The sequence below is a fragment of the Bdellovibrio sp. KM01 genome (assembly GCF_013752535.1).
GTDB lineage: Bacteria > Bdellovibrionota > Bdellovibrionia > Bdellovibrionales > Bdellovibrionaceae > Bdellovibrio.
The window spans coordinates 836,285-855,187 of sequence record NZ_CP058348.1 but is presented as its reverse complement, the minus strand read 5'-3'; the positions used below and the strand labels follow the sequence as shown (position 1 = coordinate 855,187).

18 protein-coding genes are annotated in these 18,903 nt (G+C 46.3%); 8 read left to right on the top strand and 10 right to left on the bottom strand.

From position 1 onward, the window contains the following. The first annotated feature begins 56 nt into the window (after positions 1 to 56). Complete coding sequence (locus tag HW988_RS04270) at positions 57 to 350, top strand: YqjD family protein (protein WP_181606353.1); 294 nt, start codon at positions 57 to 59, stop codon at positions 348 to 350. A 55-nt stretch (positions 351 to 405) separates the two neighbouring features. Further along, on the top strand, positions 406 to 741 hold the full coding sequence (locus HW988_RS04265; RefSeq protein WP_181606352.1) for a hypothetical protein: 336 nt from the start codon (positions 406 to 408) through the stop codon (positions 739 to 741). On the opposite strand, the gene HW988_RS04260 is transcribed toward HW988_RS04265, so the two are convergent. Then, positions 707 to 2,590, bottom strand: coding sequence for an acetyl-CoA hydrolase/transferase C-terminal domain-containing protein (locus HW988_RS04260; RefSeq protein WP_255490198.1), 1,884 nt, complete (start codon positions 2,588 to 2,590; stop codon positions 707 to 709). The genes HW988_RS04265 and HW988_RS04260 overlap by 35 nt on opposite strands. A gap of 118 nt (positions 2,591 to 2,708) precedes the next feature. Here HW988_RS04260 and HW988_RS04255 point away from each other — a divergent pair, with 118 nt between their 5' ends. From HW988_RS04255 to HW988_RS04245, 3 genes are read left to right on the top strand one after another with little or no spacing between them, the layout of a single operon-like run. Next, on the top strand, positions 2,709 to 2,882 hold the full coding sequence (locus HW988_RS04255; protein WP_181606351.1) for a hypothetical protein: 174 nt from the start codon (positions 2,709 to 2,711) through the stop codon (positions 2,880 to 2,882). A gap of 15 nt (positions 2,883 to 2,897) precedes the next feature. Continuing rightward, complete coding sequence (gene ligD, locus HW988_RS04250; protein WP_181606350.1) at positions 2,898 to 5,303, top strand: DNA ligase D; 2,406 nt, start codon at positions 2,898 to 2,900, stop codon at positions 5,301 to 5,303. Beyond that, the gene (locus HW988_RS04245; RefSeq protein ID WP_181606349.1) at positions 5,300 to 5,896 is read left to right on the top strand and encodes a ribonuclease HII; all 597 of its coding nucleotides are present in this window, start codon (positions 5,300 to 5,302) and stop codon (positions 5,894 to 5,896) included. Before ligD ends, HW988_RS04245 begins: the two co-directional genes overlap by 4 nt. A gap of 15 nt (positions 5,897 to 5,911) precedes the next feature. Here the strand turns inward: HW988_RS04245 and HW988_RS04240 are convergent, their stop codons facing one another. Continuing rightward, positions 5,912 to 6,757 carry a Ku protein gene (locus HW988_RS04240; protein WP_181606348.1) on the bottom strand — a complete coding sequence of 282 codons (846 nt, stop codon included), beginning with the start codon at positions 6,755 to 6,757 and terminating at the stop codon, positions 5,912 to 5,914. 455 nt (positions 6,758 to 7,212) lie between these two features. Between HW988_RS04240 and HW988_RS04235 the strand changes: the two genes are divergently transcribed. Then, positions 7,213 to 8,031 (top strand): trypsin-like serine protease, encoded by an 819-nt coding sequence (locus HW988_RS04235; RefSeq protein ID WP_181606347.1) that lies wholly within the window; start codon positions 7,213 to 7,215, stop codon positions 8,029 to 8,031. Here HW988_RS04235 and HW988_RS04230 read toward each other — a convergent pair whose 3' ends face one another. The 4 genes from HW988_RS04230 to HW988_RS04215 are packed head-to-tail and all read right to left on the bottom strand — an operon-like array spanning position 8,032 to position 12,086. Next, the gene (locus tag HW988_RS04230) at positions 8,032 to 9,963 is read right to left on the bottom strand and encodes a DUF3488 and transglutaminase-like domain-containing protein (RefSeq protein WP_181606346.1); all 1,932 of its coding nucleotides are present in this window, start codon (positions 9,961 to 9,963) and stop codon (positions 8,032 to 8,034) included. Beyond that, on the bottom strand, positions 9,960 to 10,901 hold the full coding sequence (locus HW988_RS04225) for a DUF58 domain-containing protein (protein ID WP_181606345.1): 942 nt from the start codon (positions 10,899 to 10,901) through the stop codon (positions 9,960 to 9,962). Before HW988_RS04225 ends, HW988_RS04230 begins: the two co-directional genes overlap by 4 nt. Beyond that, a complete protein-coding gene (locus HW988_RS04220) occupies positions 10,837 to 11,751 on the bottom strand; it encodes a MoxR family ATPase (RefSeq protein ID WP_181606344.1) in 915 nt (304 codons plus the stop codon). Before HW988_RS04220 ends, HW988_RS04225 begins: the two co-directional genes overlap by 65 nt. Positions 11,752 to 11,780: 29 nt before the next feature. Continuing rightward, a complete protein-coding gene (locus HW988_RS04215; protein WP_181606343.1) occupies positions 11,781 to 12,086 on the bottom strand; it encodes a GNAT family N-acetyltransferase in 306 nt (101 codons plus the stop codon). Between the two features lie 128 nt (positions 12,087 to 12,214). On the opposite strand from HW988_RS04215, the gene HW988_RS04210 reads away from it, so the two are divergent. Continuing rightward, a complete protein-coding gene (locus tag HW988_RS04210; RefSeq protein ID WP_181606342.1) occupies positions 12,215 to 12,910 on the top strand; it encodes an alpha/beta fold hydrolase in 696 nt (231 codons plus the stop codon). Here the strand turns inward: HW988_RS04210 and HW988_RS04205 are convergent. Further along, positions 12,907 to 14,586 (bottom strand): alpha-glucosidase, encoded by a 1,680-nt coding sequence (locus tag HW988_RS04205; protein WP_181606341.1) that lies wholly within the window; start codon positions 14,584 to 14,586, stop codon positions 12,907 to 12,909. The two genes, HW988_RS04210 and HW988_RS04205, sit on opposite strands and share 4 nt — an antisense overlap. Positions 14,587 to 14,666: 80 nt before the next feature. Next, positions 14,667 to 15,344 (bottom strand): murein L,D-transpeptidase catalytic domain-containing protein, encoded by a 678-nt coding sequence (locus HW988_RS04200; protein WP_181606340.1) that lies wholly within the window; start codon positions 15,342 to 15,344, stop codon positions 14,667 to 14,669. Positions 15,345 to 15,475: 131 nt separating this feature from the next. Here HW988_RS04200 and HW988_RS04195 point away from each other — a divergent pair, with 131 nt between their 5' ends. After that, positions 15,476 to 16,048, top strand: a complete 573-nt coding sequence (locus tag HW988_RS04195) for a hypothetical protein (protein WP_181606339.1) — start codon at positions 15,476 to 15,478, stop codon at positions 16,046 to 16,048. A gap of 38 nt (positions 16,049 to 16,086) precedes the next feature. On the opposite strand, the gene HW988_RS04190 is transcribed toward HW988_RS04195, so the two are convergent. Together HW988_RS04190 and HW988_RS04185 are read right to left on the bottom strand one after the other, a co-directional pair. Next, positions 16,087 to 17,055 carry an HD-GYP domain-containing protein gene (locus tag HW988_RS04190; protein WP_181606338.1) on the bottom strand — a complete coding sequence of 323 codons (969 nt, stop codon included), beginning with the start codon at positions 17,053 to 17,055 and terminating at the stop codon, positions 16,087 to 16,089. Positions 17,056 to 17,166: 111 nt separating this feature from the next. Continuing rightward, positions 17,167 to 18,828 carry a methyl-accepting chemotaxis protein gene (locus HW988_RS04185; RefSeq protein WP_181606337.1) on the bottom strand — a complete coding sequence of 554 codons (1,662 nt, stop codon included), beginning with the start codon at positions 18,826 to 18,828 and terminating at the stop codon, positions 17,167 to 17,169. Between the last annotated feature and the right edge of the window lie 75 nt (positions 18,829 to 18,903).

The following is an 18,903-nucleotide window of genomic DNA, read 5'->3' as shown; positions in this document are numbered from 1 at the left end:
CTTAGAAAAGTGATAATCATAGCAACAAGGCCTAATCGTTTACCAAGGAGGGTGCAATGGCTGAAACATCAAGAGACCTTATGAATGATATCAAATCCACTGGCAGACAAGCAGTTGAAACAGGTAAAAGCATTTACGGAGATGCAAAATCCGAAGTGAAATCCCAGATCAACGAAGCGAAATCTGAGTTAAGAAGTGAGTGGGGCGATCGCTATGAAACTATCAAAACCAAAGCTCAAGACGCTTTGGAAACTTCCGAAGACTGGGTGAAGGATCATCCACTCGCAACAGTCCTAGGCGCTTGCGCTGTGGGATTTGTGGCGGGCTTGATCGCACGTCGTCGTCACTAAGAAACTGGGCGGATGCACTCCGCCCTTTTTTGTTTTTACATCAGAGGAGGATGGTATGGCACAACCACATACAGATCACCAACTAACCGAACAAAACTGGAATCAGGTCACCAAGGAAGTCCGTAAAAAATGGGCTGCGCTTAACGAATCTGATCTGAATCGCATCGATCACGACTTCGATTCGTTGACTGATTTAGTTTCATTGAAAACAGGTCTGACTCATGAAGAAACAGAACAGCGCCTGGATGACATTATTGCCCGATGTGGCACCGAAACAACCATGGACGCTGGTACTTCGTGGAAACGCTCGCCTTCGTCAGACCCATCTCAAAAAGCCGGTACTCAAGATTCCGGAACTATTGAAGAGGATAGCGACGAACAAGCTCCTTAAATGAGCCCAATAATACTTTTTGAAACAGAAGTTCCTGCACGGACTGGGGTTTGAATAAATTCATTCGCTCCAGTTCTTGTGCATATCCTTCTTTGGGCACACTAAATCCTGTCAGCAACGACTTAATCAACTCGAGCTTGGTCTTTTCTTTTAAGTTTAATAGCGCACCCTGCAGCTTTTCTTCGACCTGAGTAAAATCGCTACCAAACGGAAACACGTTAAATAGCCCCTTGGCTTTGGCAAAGCTTGCGAACTCCTGCAGATTTTCCGGCGTATTGTTTCTCGCACCTGGTGGAACTTTCCAATGCGGATCTATTTTCTTATTCTTCTGAGCTGCCGTCAAAAGCTCGTCTTGAAATTGAGCATCGGCAATCATAATCAGACGTTTAATGCATTCAGAATCACTCTGCCCCTTCAGGAATGCGATCCCGTATTCGGTAATGACGACGTCGCGCAAATGCCGAGAAATCGTCAATTGCGGTGGATTCCAAATGATGTTGGACACCCGTCGCCCCTTCTTTTCCCTGACACTTTTCATCATCAAAACTGAATACGAATCCGGCAACTCGTGAGACATCGCCACGAAATTGTATTGACCACCGACCCCGCTAACGACATTGCCGTTATCCAACGTTTCGGAAGCAGCTCCACCTAAAAGGCTCATTTGCATACAAGTATTGAAGAAACGGGCGTTTTTGCGCTGCTTACGCAAAGCCAATTCATGCGGATCATATAAATCATTCACCTTGGAAACTCGGGTCATGGAAAGCCCGTCAAAGTCTTTATCCGAAAGTTCCCTTAACCAACGATAAAAAGACTTAGATCCTAAAAAGAATGCGCCATGCAAGTAACGAAGAGCCTTTTCCTCGTGATCCTGAACCGAGCGATTCAGAATCCCCGCCTTGCGCAGATGCATGAAGCCATCCATAATCATTTCACTGGTTCCGTAAAGACCTTTGGTAAATACTCCATCATGAATATCCGCAGAAGATGGGGGAGTAAATTTCCGATCCAGCTCTCTCAGGACTTCTTGGTAGAGGGAGTTATTTTGATGACGCAGCAAAGCCGAGGTCGTCAAAGCATCCGACAGAGAACCAATTCCGATTTGAAGTGTCCCATCATCTTTAATCAAGCGACTGGCATGAAGCGCAATCATGTGCTCGATATCATCAATGGCATTTTTTGGCGGAGCAAACAATTGATGGCGAACCTCTGGGGATTCGACAATACCTTCAAAAAAATCTGCTGGCACCTCGGCATCGCCACCCAAAAATGGAAGATCAGGATGAACCACCCCGATCACCATGAAGGGTTTACCTTTGGCACTATAAAGATCCACGACATCCAAGGTCAGATCCGGATTGCAACTTAAGCTGTAACGTCCATCCTTTGACTTTGCGATTAACTGGATCACGCCATCTAAATTCATTTCCAAAATTCTTTGCGCGACGTGGGTGTAGTTCAGACTGATGTAATTGCTTTGTGCATGGAGATTTTCCAAAGTCGTGCCCGCTTGAAAGTAAAATTCATGCAAAGAGATGTTTTCGGGCACCTGATTTTTGTGGAGATCCTGCAAATACTCCAAGCGAGGATAATCGTCACCAAAGTGTCGGGAAAAAAAGGGACCGGTAAAGCGTGATTCCAACTCTGTTTTCGCTTGGGGAATATCCAAAGACAACGCGGTAAAAAATGTCAGCCTCAAATCTTTTTGCTGTTTTGCGCGCTTATAAAGAGCATTTACCAACTGATTCGGTTTGCCTAAGCCCAAGGGAATGGCAAATCGCAATTCTTTGTCTGCTTTAGCGAGGATGTATTCTTCAGCCTGCTTAATACTTGCGAAAGGTTTCATAAAAGTCATCATCGCGGCCAGAGCTCGCGCAAGTCAAGACGAGCTGCTTATTGATCAATGACATAGGACGTTTACGAGCTAGGAAATCAGGCGGAAAATATAAATTCAAGGAGGAGCCATGGCTCATAAAAATAAAAAACCATCAAAAACTTCCCAGAAGTCCTCTTCGAAAAATTCCAAGGACACTGTGAAGCGACCCCAACGCCATTGGGATCAAGAAACGTCAGCGGATATTCCCTATGATGATTCAGTAGAATCTCCTCGCAGCCGCAGCACTCCGTCCATGTATTGAAAACAGGAAGTGAAGATGAGTTTAGCGAAATACAATCGAAAGCGCGATTTTAAGATCACCAAGGAGCCTCCTGGCAAGATCAAGAAGTCCGGCAAGGGAGCTCTATCGTTCGTTGTTCAGGAACATCACGCTAGCCATCTTCATTGGGACTTTCGCTTGGAATGGGAGGGCGTCCTAAAAAGTTGGGCTGTTCCTAAGGGTCCCAGCATGGACCCTCACACAAAACGGCTGGCTGTTGAAACCGAAGACCATCCTCTCTCCTATGGTTCATTTCAGGGAACTATTCCAGAAGATCAATACGGTGGTGGTGAAGTTTATATTTGGGACAAAGGTACTTGGGTGCCAGAAGAAGACGCCGCCAAGGGGTTTAAGAAAGGCCATCTCGTATTTTCCCTGAAAGGAAAAAAACTGAAAGGCGTTTTTCACTTAGTGCGAACCCGCACTCCAGGTCGCAGCAGCCAATGGCTCTTAATGAAAAAGGATGACGCTTTTGCAGAAGCCGTTCCGGATATCAAACCCGTAGCTGCCAAAAAAACGGTTAAAAAAAAAGCCTTCCGAAAATCGGGAAAGGTCGCAAAGCTTCCCTTCGTAACTCCGGAACTAGCTCTTCTAGTCGACGAGCCTCCTGAAGGTAAAGAGTGGTTGCACGAATTAAAATTCGACGGCTATCGCATCCAAGCGCACGTAAACGGTGACGAAGTCAAACTCTTCACTCGCTCGGGACAAGACTGGACGGCGAAATTTCCGGTGATTGAAAGAGATCTGCAAAAGCTGGATGTCGAAGGTGCCGTCATTGACGGGGAAATTGTGATCCTTGACAGTTCCGGTCGCAGCGATTTCCAACTCTTACAGAATGCCCTAAAAAGCAACCGGGCCCAGAATATGTATCTTTATGCCTTTGATCTGTTAGCTATCAATGGAAAGGATCTGCGCACCCGACCTTTGGAACAACGTCGCGATGAACTGATAAAAATATTTAAAAAATCTGCCGGCCGCATTCGCTACAGCGAAGAATACCAAGGCACCGGGAAAAGTCTTTTGGCTCAGGCCAAAAAGCACGGCTTAGAAGGAATTATCTCCAAAAAAAGAAACAGCACTTATCGATCCGAACGAAATTCCAATTGGCTTAAAATAAAATGCAGCGAACAACAGGAGTTCGTTATCGGCGGCTACACTTTAGGAAAAGGCAGCCGCGATCACTTTGGTGCGCTCCTTCTGGGAGTTTACAAGAAAGATAAACTGCAATACGTGGGTAAAGTCGGCACGGGATTTACACAACAATCCTTGCGAGACGTCTTTAATACTTTGAAGCCCCTGGAAACCAAACAATCTCCTTTTGATATCAAATCCCCTAAGGGTCGCGACTACCACTGGTTAAAACCCAAATACAGTGCCGAGATCACTTTTTCCAATTGGACCCATGAAGAAATCCTGCGCGTCCCTGTTTTTAATGGACTGCGTGAAGACAAACCTACGAAACAAATTAATAAGGAGACGCCAATGGCACTTAAATCCAGTGAAGAATGGCCCATCTCCAGTCCCGACAAAATTCTGTTCGCGAAAGAAAAAATCACTAAACGTCAGGTTGCAAATTTTTATGCCAAAGTAGCAGAACACATTTTGCCTCTCATCACGGACCGTCCGTTGTCATTGGTGCGTTGCCCGAATGGCACCGGCAAACAGTGCTTCTTTCAAAAACACCAAGCCAAGATCCCAGAATCCATGACCCCGGTGAAAATGAAAGAGCACGGAGGTTATGGCACCTACATGAGTGTTCACGACGATGCAGGGCTTGCGGCATTGGTACAAATGAATGCTTTTGAAATTCATTGTTCAAATTCCCGCCACCCTGAAACCGCCGTGCCCGATCAATTCGTTATAGATTTCGATCCCGGGCCACGTGTCGACTGGAAAACCGTCGTGGACTCGGCTTTCACTCTTAAAAAGCTCTTGGAAGGACTGGGCCTAAAAAGCTTCGTCAAACTGAGCGGCGGAAAAGGAGTTCACGTCCACGTCCCTATCGTCCCGATTTATACGTTTGATCAAATCAACAGCTTTACCCACGCCTTGGCTTTACAGATGGAACAACAAGATCCGGATCTTTTCGTTTCAAAGATGTCTAAAAAGATTCGCGAAGGTCGCATTTTTGTCGACTACCTTAGAAACTCTCAAGGAGCCACGGCGGTTGCACCTTATTCACTTCGCGCTCGTGCGATCAGTGCCGTCGCCATGCCTGTCACCTGGAGCGATCTAAAAAAGATTCCCGGCGGAGATTACTATGATTTGAAAAAGGCCCTGGCCCACCTTCAACGTCGGCGCAGTGATCCTTGGCAAGGTTACTTAAAGTTGCAGCAACGAATTGAACTCTTGGATAAAGCGACCACCAAAAAAAGCTCCACTCGGACTCAAGCGCATTTATGAAAGCATGGACACAGTACCGCCCAAAACCCGTAATCGGTGTGGATGAAGTGGGACGTGGCAGCCTTGCCGGTCCTGTCTTTGCGGCGGCCGTGGTTCTGAAACATGAGCGTTTACCGAAATTTCTAAAAGATTCAAAACTTCTGTCGCGCAAACAACGCATAGATGTGTTTCGAGAAATCTGTCATGAACACCAAGTCGCGATTGGGATCGCCACCGTCGAGGAAATAGCAATGCTCAATATCGTCTACGCTTCGATGCTAGCAATGAAAAGAGCCATCACGGGCCTTCGACTTAAAAAGGGGCACGTGCTCGTGGATGGGCGTTTACGCATTCCTGTATTGCCCAAGGAATTTCAACAAACTCCCGTGGTGAAAGGAGACCTTTTATTCGCCCCCGTCTCTGCAGCCTCGATCATTGCCAAGGTCGCACGCGACGAACTGATGGCCGAGCTGGGAAAAGAATTTCCCCACTATGGGTGGGAACACAACGCAGGCTACGCGACCGCTGCACACATCAAAGCCCTGCGAGAACACGGCCCCTGTCGTCTACATCGCAAATCATTTTCACAAGTCAGTCTTCCCTTTATTTTATAAGAACACTAACAGTGACTAAGCAGGCTTACTGCGAGCTCTGGATTTCGAGGGAGCTTTCTTTTTGGCGGTCTTGCGGGCCGCCAAACTTTTTTGCAAAAGCGGCATAAGATCGACGACATTGTCTGTTGTTTCCACGTCCTCTTCTTTAATGGGCGCGACTTTGTGACCCTTACCACCTTTGATTTTTCGATCGATGACTTTCATGACCTCTTGATAGTAGGTGTCCTTGTACTGTTCGGGTTTCCATTTACTGGTCATTCCTTCGATCAGATCTTCGGCCATTTTCAATTCCCGAGGATTGTAGTTCGCGGTTTTGGTGACATCTTTCATATAGTGAACTTGTTTTTCAGTTTTAACTTCATGCCCAAAACGCAAAAGCTCCAGCATCAGATATTCGCCCTTAGGCATAATCATCGCCAAATGCTGTTTGATCCGAATTACTATCTTAGAAACGGCCACGCGACCAGATTTGGCCAAGGCATCACGAAGCAGGTAATATCCCTTCTCGGCACCTTTTTGCGGAACCAGATAGTAAGGACGCTCGAAATACATCGGATCAATTTCTTCCAAAGATACAATGTCTTCGATGTCGATCGTCTGCGAAGCCTTAACATTCGATTTTCTGATTTCATCTTCCGTCACCAAGACGTAACGACCCGACGTATATTCATAACCCTTTACGATATTTTCGTAGGGGACTTCTTTCCCGGTTTTTGCGTTGATCTTTTTATATTGAATTCGCGACAGATCTTTTTTGTCGAGCATGGAGAAAGAAATTTCTTTCTCCGATTGAGCCCCTTGCAAAGTCACTGGAATATTTAATAATCCAAAGCTAATGGAGCCTTTCCAAATGCTAGCCATGAAAACCTCCCGCGCATCCCTTCCAGCTAAAACCATGGGAGTGTTTTTTTGAAGACCAGACTCGGATCTGTTGCCAAATTGCTTTTAAAACTCGGGATGATCGACCAGAAATTTCGCAGACAATATGCAGTTACACAGTTCGGCAATTTACTCGCATCTAGATAGGTATAATAGAAGATGAAACGATATCACAGGATATGCGCAGCCTAAGAGGAATCTTGAAAAGGAGAAATCTGAATCTGGCAAAAAACCTGCTAAACATTGATATCGTAAGAAGTAGGGTCAGCTTAGTCTGACCCTCTTCCATTTTAGACAACCAATTCCAGAATCTAAGAATAATCCCGGTCAAAAACCCATGTATTCCCCTTAAAATCGATCTGAGGTTCGAAATCCGTTGGCAAGCCCGTTGCTTTATGTCCGGTCAGTACAATTAAAACCACTTTAAGGAAAATAAAATGAACAAACTCTCCCTGCTTCTTGTGACATCTCTTTTGGGCCTTGCAGCCTGCTCTCCTTCAAAAAAAGCCGCTTCCGCAAATGTCGAAATCGACAGCGCCTGTTCTTCCGGTATTATCAATGGTAAGTCCGTTAAAAAAGCAGACCCACTTGCAAAAAAAGTCGTTCTGTTAATGATGGCAGACAAAAACAAAAACTATTCAACTTGCACGGGCACACCTATTTCTGAGGATACGATCCTAACCGCTGCACACTGTGTGAAAGATGCCGTAGTCGTCAGCGCGATCTTCAAAACTGCACTCTGCGAAAATGATCAACTTAAAAACGAGGAATTCATCATCGCTTCAGATTGGAAAAGTCACGATGATTACAAAGGTGTTGGTGCTAACGACGTTGCCGTCGTTAAACTAAGCCGCTCGATTCCAGCGGATTACCAGGTTAGTAAAATTTTTAACGGTGAGTCTGAAATCACATCTAACACATTAACGTTGGTAGGTTTCGGTCGTACATCTGAAGAAGACCAAGGCCTTCCGCAACTACGCAAAACGACTAAAACCTTGAGGCAGGAAGTAGGTCTTGTTAACGAACCTGGTAGTGACATCCTGTTGATCGATCAACAAACGACTGGTATTTGCAACGGCGACTCTGGTGGCCCGGTATTTATCGAGGTAAATTATGAGTTGCAAGTTATGGGCGTAAACTCATTCGTATCGAATCCTGATGACCCAAGCAAAACCTGCCACAATTTCGGTGGCGCGACCTTCATGCCACCTCACCTAAAATGGTTGGGCGAAGTGACAGGCTTGAATTTCAACTAACTAGGACTTCTTTTGAATAGCGGACTTCCAATCTTTTTTAAGATCTTTCAGGGAGTCCGCTGTTTTATTTCCGGCATACACCTTTTGATCATAGTAAGCACTCATCCGCGCCAGCACCTCCCGCAACTGCGGAAACTGACGGGCCACGCGACTGAAATACTGCAGAGGCGGCTCACTCGAAGGACGAACCAGGTGATGCTGAGTTCCCCAATCCTGTACTGTCTTTAACAATTCCTGCTCCTCGTTGATCACGACACGAGTCTTAAACAGGTTTTGTACCAGGACAAAAAAGATAATCAAAGCAAAACTGATTCCGACGATACTTAAAAGTTTATACTGCCCTAACAAAGCAAAGAACGAATCCTGAGAGCTTCGATCAAACTCCATCAAGAAATAGCTCCAACGATAATTCAGATCTTCCAACAGGAAAGTCGCGCGATCCCAAAGCAACGACGTATTTCTTTGTGGTGGACGCCAGTCTATCTGTTGCGCAAAGGCCTGCTGATCTGACTCGGATAGTGCAAAGAAATCTTCGCCACCAATTTCAAACCTTAACGGGGCAATCCACGCTGTGGGGTCCACCCTTTTCCAGGTTTTATCGATAAATACTTCAGTCCATGCATGGGCATCCCTTTGCGAGATTCTCCAAAAATCCCCGATGGGATTAAATCTGCCACCTTGATATCCGACGACCACACGAGCGGGAATTCCTAAACCCCGCGCCAAGGTTGCATAAGCCCCCGCGAAATGTTCACAGAAACCTTTACGGCGCTCGAACAGGAATTCTTCCAGGTCATTTGCGCCGTAAATTCCGGGATTCAAAGTGTAAGCGAATTTATTTTCAGTAAAAAACTTTCTTAAAAGTTCCAGTCGCGCCTGGGGAGTCGCTGCCGCTTTATTAGTCGCCGTGACCCATTCTAAAACTCGACCTTTAAACTCTGGCGTCTTAAGATCATTCGCCAAGGGCAGTGTCATGTCTTTAAAGTAAGGCGACCACCACCCCTGATAAACTGTTGTCGCAACAATGGGACGGCTCGTTCGATAGACTGAATGGTTAAGAGTCGTCACTCGCCCGGCTTCCAGACTTAGCATCTGCGTGCCTTCCAAAGCGAACAAGAAGTTTTGTGAGGTCGGCTCGATGGCGACTTCATAAGGATTTAATTCTCGCCCGCGAATGTTTTCGGCAGGATTCGGCATCGAAGGAACGACCCGCCACACCAGTCCTCGAGAAAATGACAGAACGGAACCTCTCCAATAGAGATCCTTTGATTGCTTCACTGGCAGACGGTCGATCTTGGCACGAAATGCCAACTGCGAACTACCAGCGATCTCGGCGACTCGGCCGGGATTCATATCTTCGGTAAATCCAATCTGACCATAGGTGCTACCACGCGACATCGCCCAGGGAATGACGACACGTGGGAACGCAAAAAATAGAATCACAGCCATGGGCACTGAAAGCAAAAAGATCTTCCACAAGGTTTTGCCTTTAGAGGGCGTTTGCGCAGGAAGAAGCGAATACCAGATTCCCCAAAACGCAAAGGCGGAAGGCAAGACCCAATAGATATCAATGCTGAAAAGGGCTTTAACAGAAATCAGGACAAACCCCAACAGAGCCACGAACTTGTGATCTCGCTCAGTTGAATAGTCCATCACCCGCAACGCCGATAGTCCCAATAGCAAAGTGTATGAGGGATCCTGACCAACAATGGTGCGATATTGAAAAAGAACCTGACCTAAAAGCAGAACGCTCAGAAATCCCGTGAATCGGCGAGACATTCCCTGCCAATGGTATTTTTCGGTACCCCATTTCCAAACCAGCAGCCCCATCCCCAGAAAGGCCACCCAGGGCGTGACTTCAACGGCCACCATGATCATGGCGGTCACCACAGAAAGACTGAAATAGGTCTGCGCAAAAAATTCTTTTCTCACGACAGCTCCGAAATTTTAGCTAGTGCCAGAATTTCCAAACAGCGGCGCCAATGTTCTCGCCCCTTAGCAGAAGGCGTTTGAACCGCTCCCAAGCGCATTGAATACACATAGTTCTGAGTCTCAGCCAAATCAATCCACAACGCCAATTGCGACAGGCGCAATTCTGGATCTCGTAAAGACTCCGTTTGTTCCCAGGAAAAATTCAATGCGGGTTTTTCGGGCTCTTCAAATTTTTTAATTAAGATTTCACTGCGACGAGCACTCGCCTTCCAATCGATTCTGCGAACCGGATCCCCTGACTGATATACTTTGTGATTTAAAAACAGACCCATCGATTCTGCGACGGAATCGGCACCAGAGCCCATCGGAAATTCAGAATCGCCGATTCGAGCCGGATAAATTATGACCGTGCCTGGTTCTTTGATGACTTTCCAGGCCTGCAAAAGTCCAAAGGGATAAGCCCCTTGAATTCTTAAGCTGGGAAAGGGTTGCAGGCCGCGTTTTAATGGCGTCCACGTCACCAGTGCAATGTTTTCTTCTTCGGGCATCACTTTGTATTTAGGAGCGTCTTTGGTTTTACGATCTAGAACCACTTCGATCTCATGGCTCGGATTCACGGTGTGGTTGGTCAGCTGGACACGGAATTTTCCGGGCTCACCGGCAAAGGCATCAGCAGATAACAGTCGCGCAAAACGCACCGCCTGCACATTACGATTGGTCGTGATCATTCCCGTGAACGCAACAGACGTCAGAAAGAAAAAGAAAATATAGATAAGGTTATTCGCATAACCCACAGCCATAAAGAACAAAACAAGATTCATCAGGCCAAAGGCCAATCCAAATCCCGTCGGTAAAATATAGGTCCGCGATTTTTTAGACTGGGACTGGCGTCGCTTTTTTAAGAACTGCAGCCCACTCTCGACCACGTTTGATGCCATGATTGCCCCCCAGGCGATGACCTAATACGGGAATTAAAACGTGCTGCACATCTTCGGGACGAACATAGTCACGGTCATCCAAGAACGCCCACGCCTTTGCCGCTCGGGCCAAAGAAATTCCACAACGTGTGGATAAAGGTGCCCCCTCAAATCCTTCCCGACGGGAACCTTCCAAAACATTGGCAATATAGGTGGCAACTGTTTCCGACAATTTTACTTTTTCAATATTTTTAACGGCCGCTTCAAACTCACCTTCTGCAAAAAGCGAAGACATGCGTTTGACCACGGCGCGAGGGTCTTCCCCTTGCAGAATACGCACTTCCGTACCTTTAGATGCGTAATTCAACTCAAGACTCATTAAAAAACGATCGAGCTGACTTTCAGGCAATGGAAAAGTTCCTGTTTGCTGATGCGGATTCTGTGTAGCGATAACATAGAACGGACGAGGTAATTCCCACGTCATTCCATCGACGGAAACTTCTCCTTCTTCCATCGCTTGCAGTAACGCACTTTGCGTGCGCGGACTTGCACGATTGAGTTCATCAGCCATCACCAACTGAGCAAAGATCGGTCCCGAATGAAATGAAAATTTATGTTCTTGAGGATTAAAGATCTGACTTCCCAAAACATCTGCAGGCAACAAATCAATCGTGAACTGAATACGCTGAGTTTTCAGCCCCGTCAGTTTCCCCAGAGTCTGCACCAGCGTCGTCTTACCCACGCCCGGCATATCTTCAATCAAGAGGTGACCACCCGCCAGCAAGCAGGTGATCGCCAGGCGCACTTCTGTATCTTTATCCAAAACAACTTTGGATGCTTCCGCGATCAACTCATGAAATCTTTTGCTCATGAATCAAGGGTACATCAAAGATATCTTTGTTAAAACACCTGAATGATAGAATCACCGGATTCTTTCGAAAGGATTTTGGTATCTTCGGGATGCTTTCTAAACCAACCCGCCACATAGGGGCACGAGTCAATGATCTGGACCTTGTCTTCCTTTGCCACTCGAATGGCTTCGCGAACCAGTTGATCCGCAATTTTCTGATCCCGTGACTCCGTAGGAACATAAGTCGCATAGAGGTCATATGCATTGTTCGGACCTCGACGATAGAGAATGTGCGCGTCTCCACCTTTCACATTGGTTACAAAGCGTTGCCCGCCCTTATCATGACGAATGTTCATTTCAATACTCCTTCAGAACTTTCATATTGCTAAACCCAGACTTTGCTTAGCAAATTTCTTTTGGAGTCCTTGTCAAATATCCCGAAGGTGGATTGTTTCTCGGATGTAAACCCTGCTATTCTTAACATATGTCAAAGGCAGTTGTTTGCCTCCCGGGCTTTCTATGTGACGAACGATTGTGGACTTACCAAAAAGATCTTTTGGCCGGAGTCGATTGCTCTTTCGCGGACCTGCGAAAGGCTTCCAATTTAAATCAGATGCTAGAGACCATCAATAATAGTTTTCCAAGTCCCATGACCTTGCTGGGATTTTCAATGGGTGCCTATGTCGCCCAGGTCTTTGCGACTCAGTTTCCTCACCGCGTGGCCGAACTTATTTTGATCGGCACCACGGGGTCTCCCCTAACGGATGTGGAAATTAAAATCCGTATTCAAACCAGAACTCTGTTAAAGAAGGTCGCCTTTGGCGGAATCGCCAGCTCCCAGTTGAAACATTATCTTCACCCCGATGCTTTGGAAAATAATGAAATCCGGCAACTGATCCTGGATATGGCGGCAAGCAATAATACAGAAATGTATCTGAATCAAATGAACGCGACTCTGGATCGCCGCGATTTGAAAATGAACTTAAATTCTTTGAAAATTCCAATCACTTTGATCGGCGGAGTAGATGACCAAATTGCTCCGAAAGAAAAGATGGAAGCTTTCAGCCGCGCCATCCCCCACTCACGCTTACATATGATCGAGGGAGCGGGGCATTTTATTCCACTGGAAAAACCCAACGAACTGAATGCGATCTTAAAGACCACATTTCAAATGAATTAAACTTTATACACTCGCGCCTCAAACGGACGAAGATTCAATGAGTTCGCTGCAGCCTTGTCTGCAACATCCATATTCGCCATCAAAAGACCTTCTGGACGAACCTGCACAGAACCCAAATCCACAGTCACTGCTTTTTTAGTCAGGTTTGCAATCACAGCATATTTTTCAGCACCATGGGTGCGAGTGTAACCAAAAACTTCCTGATGATCAGGAGCGATCAAATCAAAGCTGCCATAGATAAAGCCCGGATGCTGCTTACGCAAACGAATCATACGGCGATAGTAGTTCAGGATGGATTCCGGGTCTTCCATTTGCGCCGCCACATTGATCTGTTTGTAGTTCGGATTCACCTTCAACCACGGAGTTCCCGTTCCGAATCCTGCATTGGCAGAAGCATCCCACTGCATTGGCGTGCGAGCATTGTCACGCGAGGTGTGATTTAACTCCGCCGTGATTTGCGCATCTGTGAAGCCTTCTTTGCGTTTATTGACGAAATAATTTTTCGCAGAAACGTCGTTGAAGTCTTGAGGGCCATCAAATTTGGAATTCGTCATTCCAATTTCCTGACCTTGATAAATATACGGAGTTCCCTGCATCAGGAAATACATTGTGGCAATTGAAGTGCTGCTTTCGCGCCAAAATTCAGCCGTATCACCCCACTTGGAGTTAATACGAGGCACGTCGTGATTTTCCACGAACAATGCATTCCAGCCTTTGCCATCCAAACCTTTTTGCCAACGAGTGAAAACGTTTTTAAGGGCTTTCATGTTAAAGCGCTGATCTGGGTTCGTATCCCACAAACCAACGTGTTCAAACTGAATCACCATGTTGAAACGTTTTTTGTCTTCACCCACCCACTCGTCTGCGTGTTCGGCGTTCACACCATTCGCTTCACACACAGTCATAATGTCGTAGTGAACAAACGTGTTCTTACAAAGGTCTTCCACGTAATTCAGAATCCCAGGAACGTTCATGTGTTTGTCATAAGACGGCACCCACTCCAGGTTTTTAGGATTTGGCATGTCTAGCAAACCCGGCTCTTTACGGGCGTGAGAAAACGCATCGATACGGAAGCCATCGATGCCACGATCCAACCACCAGCGGATCATCTCATAGACTGATTTTCTCATGTCCAGATTTTCCCAATTCAGATCGGGCTGTTTTGCAGAGAAAAGGTGCATGAAGTACTGACCCGTTTTTTCGTCAAACTTCCAAGCAGAACCCCCAAAGATGCTTTCCCAGTTGTTCGGTTCTTTGCCATTTTTAGGATCGCGCCAGATGTACCAGTCGCGTTTTGCGTTGTCTTTTGAAGAGGCAGACTCAATGAACCAAGGATGTTCATCGCTGGTATGGTTGATCACCAGATCGATCACCAAACGGATACCACGAGCTTTACACTCTTTCATCAATTGATCGAAGTCTTCCATTGTCCCGAATTCGTCGTGGATCGCCTGGTAGTCACTGATGTCATAACCGTTGTCGTCCATCGGTGATTTGTACATAGGACAAATCCAGATCACATCGATGCCCAGGTGTTTTAAATAATCGAGTTTGGAAATGAGTCCCTGCAAATCCCCCATTCCATCGCCATTGGAATCTTTGAATGAGCGTGGGTAAACTTGATATACGACGGATTCTTTCCACCAGATTTTTTTAGGCTGTACAGCAGATGTCATCGACAGGTCCTTGTTTTATGTAAGTTACAAGGACTAGTTATAATTTTATTTTGCGACGATGTCCAAACGAATGCGGTGAATTAGTCTGCGTCTTCCGGGCAGAAGTTATAAAGCAGACTGCCGCCTTGCACGCGGGGTTTCAGCTTATAGTAATCTTCCTTGGTCAACTGAGTGCAGCCTTCGCTGAGGTCGATAAACCCATATTCACGCAGAATACGAGCACGTTCCGCGGCGGATTTATTGGGATGAAAGACCACCGCGCGCTCACGAGAATTGCTGTTTCGTGACTCCAGGCTCTCCATATAAAGAGCTGAGCCAAAGGAAGAGTTGCGGTTTTCGTTTTGAACCAGCAGAAAACCCGGCGGAGTCGCTTTGGACCCCTCGGTGTTTGAACACTTATAAACGTGAGGACCTTCGCCGCTGCCGATTCCGTGGGCAACCTTATAACGCTCTACCTTACCCAGATAGACATAGATCACGAACATGCGATCCCGCGTGCTCTCTTCCGTGAAGTCATTAATGATGACAACACTTTTGTTGTTAATCCGGCTTTCCAGACGTGAACGATTTGAATTCAAAAACTGGACAGTTCTTTCGATAGCAGCCTTAGGAATTGCGCGCTCGCGGGAAGCGACTTGCTCAACTCTTTCAACATAGGCATTCCAACGATCATCCTTTTTAGAAAAGAATCCCGCGAAAGCCACAGCCGGCGCCCCACAACTCCAAAGAAGTAGAAAAGAAATCACTTTTTTTGACATGCGGATCTCTTACTGAGCGCAGGTAATTAATACAAGAGAACTCGAATGCCGCGGCGCACTTTTAATATTGCGGACTAATTTCTTGAACTAACAGAGGGTGTCGGCGATCACTGGGACCTCTTGGAGGGGTTATGAAACTATCAGTTTTTGTCAGTGCTTTGTTGTTCTCGCTTAATCTTTTTGCCGCTAATTGGGCTGAAGATTTTGAAGCTCTTAAAAGCGTTCCACGCAGCTATGAAGACTCCGGCGCAATCTGCGAAGAAGTCGCCCGTTTAGACGTTAGAAAACAATTCCCAGCTCCTCAATACCACGTTGAAGTGGGCATCGCTTACGGCGATGGCCACAGAACTATTGGTGAACTTGATATCATCGTTTTTGATTTGAACATGCAAAGAGTCGTTCGCATTGGCGAAGTAAAATGCTGGAAAAGCTTCAGCGGCGGTTTGAATAAAGCCCGTGACCAGCGTGGCCGCTTCCTAAAAACAATTCGCTCCAACGGCCAGGTGTTTTTTAAAAACACTTCTACGGGCCAAATGTACGATCAAGCGTGGTTTGAAGGTATCAATGACTTCATATCTATCGGTCAGGCCGGCGCTGTTGCCAACGGTTACGATCAAGAACTTGGTTATACTTTGAATGAGCTTCACCAACACACCGGTGATATGCTTCGCTGCCAAAAACAGGGTGAATGCGCAAAACCGTAAAATGAAAAAAGCGCACTCTTCAGTGCGCTTTTTTTGCTTTAAACCCGACGGTGGGCAAAGACGACTTCTTTCAACGCAGCAAAAACTTGCTTGTTGAAGGGTTGCCCCAAAGTCGTCTCCATATAATAGATCGCCTCGTCTGGCGTTTTAGCCTGCATCTCGCCGGTTGGATCATGCAGAAGTTCCATAAAGTAATTTGCCACAGCCACGATTCGCGCCAATGGATTCATTTTCACATCACGTATACGGCGCGGATATCCCATGCCGATTGAATTTTCATGATGCTCCAAAATAATGGCCAAAACATCCGACGGAATTTCGCGAAGTTCCTGCAACATCTCTACGCCTCTCATCGTATGAGATTCATAGTGAGTTGTTTCTTCGACGGTCCGATCGGCACGAGGTTTCTTTAAAACAGCATCTGGAATTTCTTTAAGACCAATGTCGTGCAGAAGTGCACCCAAGGCCACCTTTTCCAGGGTCGGCTTCGACTGAATTTCCATCTGCTCACAAATCAACAAAGAAATCGCTGCTGTTGCCATGCCATGGGAGGCACTGTCTTTCGGAAGCTTGCTTAACAGATCCAAAAGTTTATCAACATCTGAAACTTGCGCGACTGTGTCTTTGATAAAGCCCGAAAGCTGCTTCACGCGTTCGTAAGAACCCGCCATGATTTTTCGGTCCACCAGATCATTGATGGCTGAATCCGCCAGCCCCGTAATCAGATTTAATTTTAGGTTTGTAGGAATCTCAGTCTTACTGACAGCTGTTTTAGCCAAAGCCAGATTGAACTGAATCACGGCATCGTAATCAGTTCCACGCACATAAAGCTCTGCTTTTTTCTGGGCTGTCATATGCAGACTTTGAAAATTACTTTTTTCGCCTTTTTTACCCACCAAAAGGTATTGGCCCGAAGGCAATCGAGTATAAACGTCTGCAGGAAGTGGGAAGTTCTCCGTAAAGAGTTCCACACCAACCATGATCATCTTGGGTTGTGGATCTGTCATAAGACAATTGTAGCCTGGTCGCTAGGGAATGAACACATGTGAGAATATTTGACCCGACCAAAGACATGTAAATTCTTAAAATGAAACGGGCCGGTCGTCGGCCCGTATTTTTTAGAATCCGTCTCGGTTCCCTATTTTCGCCCTAGGCTCATCGTCAAAGGGAATTGTTTCTTCTGCGACACTTGCCGTTTTGACTGACTTTTTCATCGGGATGACTTTCGCCGAAGGTTCAACGGCGAATTTTGCCTTCGTCGTACTTTTCGAAGAGGCTGGCCGCGGCGCCACTGATTGGGAACCAACCGCTGTCTCTAACTCATAGCGAACAGCACTGCCGGTCACAACCGTATTCAATTCGTCAGTCAGATCCTGGGAGGTCTGTGCAAGCCTATTCAATTCCGTCGTCGTCGCTGCGATTTCTTCTGCAGAAGCTGCGTTCGACTGTGCCGATTGATCCAATTGATTCATCGCACGACTGATCTGCTGAATGCCGGTCGTCTGCTCCGTACTTGCCGCTGCAATTTCATTGTTAAGATCAGATACTTTTTTAATGGAAGCCACGATGTTTGCAAGGACCACTCCGCTGGAGTTCGCCACTTTGCTACCGTTATCAACTTGATGAACGGAGACTTTGATCAGGCTTTCAATGTCTTTGGCAGACGAAGCACTTCTTTGCGCCAACGCGCGAACCGCTTCAGCAACCACGGCGAAGCCTTTACCTTGCTCACCCGCACGGGCGGCTTCCACCGCCGCATTCAAGGCCAATAGATTTGTTTGGAAAGCGATATCATCGATCACAGAAATAATCTCTTCGATTTTTTTTGAAGAAGACGAAATCTCTCCCATGGACTTAATAAGGGCACTGATCTCTTGCTCGCCATGTTCAGCAGCATCACGAGAACTTACTGCCAAAGAAGCCGCCTGCTTGGCATTGTCTGAATTCATCTGCACCATGGATGTTAACTCTTCCAAGGCTGCCACAGTTTCCTCCAACGACGCAGCGGCCTCAGTGGAGTTTTGCGACAATGCATTCCCCGCCGCTGCCAATTGCTCGACGGAATGAACGACCTTAGAGTTTGACTCACCCAGTTTATCCGCAACGCTGCCAGTCACATTGGAGATTTTCGCAGCTTGCATTAATTGTAACGCCAAAATAATCAAACCGGCACATAAGGTGACTAGAATAATGATATTCACAATCTGCGCACGAGAAACTGCAAATTCTTTATTTTCTGCAACGGCACGCTCGGTATAAAGGTCGTTTACCTTCGCGCAAAACTCTTCGATTTTTCCAGAATAAATATGCAGAGTCTCATCCAGATCTTTACGAGCTTGAGCCACAGACTCATCACTGCCTTTTTCCAGATTTGTCAGAATAGAACGCGCGAGAGTTTTATATTGAGGAAAGAATTGTTTGTAGTTCTCATAGATTTTCAATTCTTCGCCATGAAAAGGGTTTTCGGTATATTCCTTGTAAGCCTTTTCAAACTTCGTCAAAGTTTCTTCAGCCTGTTTAACGACTTCAGCACGGTCTTCCGGATTGATGATGCCTTCCCATACGCGATAACCAAATCGGTTTTGCGCGATACGCATATCACCAAGGTCATTCAAATTTGGAATGATCTCGTTATGCGCACTATTTAAGAGATTGCTCAGGTGATCCAGGCCTTTATAGGTAAAACCAAATATGGTTGCAAACGCGATAAACGGAAACACCGCCACCATCAACATGCGACCTTTAATTCCCTTAAACCATGAGCTTTTTTTACTCTTCATAATTAACCTCGAAAAATATAGGACTCTTGATCATTATCGGTTTCTTGACACGCTGGTTGAGCAGTTCTGAGACAA

Bases quoted from the DNA above. Each gene is read 5' to 3' on its own strand.
- HW988_RS04270 (WP_181606353.1), top strand. From the start codon at position 57: ATGGCTGAAACATCAAGAGACCTTATGAATGATATCAAATCCACTGGC.
- HW988_RS04265 (WP_181606352.1), top strand. From the start codon at position 406: ATGGCACAACCACATACAGATCACCAACTAACCGAACAAAACTGGAAT.
- HW988_RS04260 (WP_255490198.1), bottom strand. From the start codon at position 2,590: ATGAAACCTTTCGCAAGTATTAAGCAGGCTGAAGAATACATCCTCGCT.
- HW988_RS04255 (WP_181606351.1), top strand. From the start codon at position 2,709: ATGGCTCATAAAAATAAAAAACCATCAAAAACTTCCCAGAAGTCCTCT.
- ligD (WP_181606350.1), top strand. From the start codon at position 2,898: ATGAGTTTAGCGAAATACAATCGAAAGCGCGATTTTAAGATCACCAAG.
- HW988_RS04245 (WP_181606349.1), top strand. From the start codon at position 5,300: ATGAAAGCATGGACACAGTACCGCCCAAAACCCGTAATCGGTGTGGAT.
- HW988_RS04240 (WP_181606348.1), bottom strand. From the start codon at position 6,757: ATGGCTAGCATTTGGAAAGGCTCCATTAGCTTTGGATTATTAAATATT.
- HW988_RS04235 (WP_181606347.1), top strand. From the start codon at position 7,213: ATGAACAAACTCTCCCTGCTTCTTGTGACATCTCTTTTGGGCCTTGCA.
- HW988_RS04225 (WP_181606345.1), bottom strand. From the start codon at position 10,901: ATGGCATCAAACGTGGTCGAGAGTGGGCTGCAGTTCTTAAAAAAGCGA.
- HW988_RS04220 (WP_181606344.1), bottom strand. From the start codon at position 11,751: ATGAGCAAAAGATTTCATGAGTTGATCGCGGAAGCATCCAAAGTTGTT.
- HW988_RS04215 (WP_181606343.1), bottom strand. From the start codon at position 12,086: ATGAACATTCGTCATGATAAGGGCGGGCAACGCTTTGTAACCAATGTG.
- HW988_RS04210 (WP_181606342.1), top strand. From the start codon at position 12,215: ATGTCAAAGGCAGTTGTTTGCCTCCCGGGCTTTCTATGTGACGAACGA.
- HW988_RS04205 (WP_181606341.1), bottom strand. From the start codon at position 14,586: ATGACATCTGCTGTACAGCCTAAAAAAATCTGGTGGAAAGAATCCGTC.
- HW988_RS04200 (WP_181606340.1), bottom strand. From the start codon at position 15,344: ATGTCAAAAAAAGTGATTTCTTTTCTACTTCTTTGGAGTTGTGGGGCG.
- HW988_RS04195 (WP_181606339.1), top strand. From the start codon at position 15,476: ATGAAACTATCAGTTTTTGTCAGTGCTTTGTTGTTCTCGCTTAATCTT.
- HW988_RS04190 (WP_181606338.1), bottom strand. From the start codon at position 17,055: ATGACAGATCCACAACCCAAGATGATCATGGTTGGTGTGGAACTCTTT.
- HW988_RS04185 (WP_181606337.1), bottom strand. From the start codon at position 18,828: ATGAAGAGTAAAAAAAGCTCATGGTTTAAGGGAATTAAAGGTCGCATG.